We start from the raw sequence: 515 nt of genomic DNA, 5'->3' as shown, positions 1-515 counted from the left end.
AGTTGTACGGAAGTAGAACTGTGGACGGTAACCTTTGAAGAATGGCGTATGACGGCCACCTTCGTCTTTGCTCAGGATGTACACTTCAGATTCGAACTGAGTGTGTGGCTTGATTGAACCTGGTTTCGCCAGAACCTGGCCACGCTCAACGTCATCACGCTTAGTACCACGCAGCAGAACACCCACGTTCTCACCCGCACGGCCTTCGTCCAGCAGTTTGCGGAACATTTCAACGCCGGTACAAGTGGTTTTGGTGGTTTCTTTGATACCGACGATTTCAACTTCGTCACCCACTTTAACGATACCGCGCTCAACACGACCGGTCACTACAGTACCACGGCCGGAGATGGAGAATACGTCTTCGATTGGCAGCAGGAACGGCTTGTCAATGTCACGCTCTGGTTCTGGGATGTAAGAATCCAGTGCTTCAGCCAGCTCGATGATTTTCGCTTCCCACTCTGCTTCGCCTTCCAGCGCTTTCAGCGCAGAACCACGGATGATTGGGGTGTCGTCGC

Annotated in this window: 1 protein-coding gene; it reads right to left on the bottom strand. The window is 52.8% G+C overall.

Annotated features, from left to right (window positions below; genetic code table 11):
- Nucleotides 1-515 (bottom strand): EF-Tu/IF-2/RF-3 family GTPase (locus tag PSI15_RS18440; RefSeq protein ID WP_273584780.1); only part of this gene is annotated, 515 nt, incomplete at both ends.

The sequence above is a fragment of the Xenorhabdus sp. PR6a genome, from assembly GCF_028599065.1.
In the GTDB taxonomy this organism is placed as follows: Bacteria; Pseudomonadota; Gammaproteobacteria; order Enterobacterales; family Enterobacteriaceae; genus Xenorhabdus; species Xenorhabdus doucetiae.
This window is presented reverse-complemented; position numbering and strand designations above follow the sequence as displayed.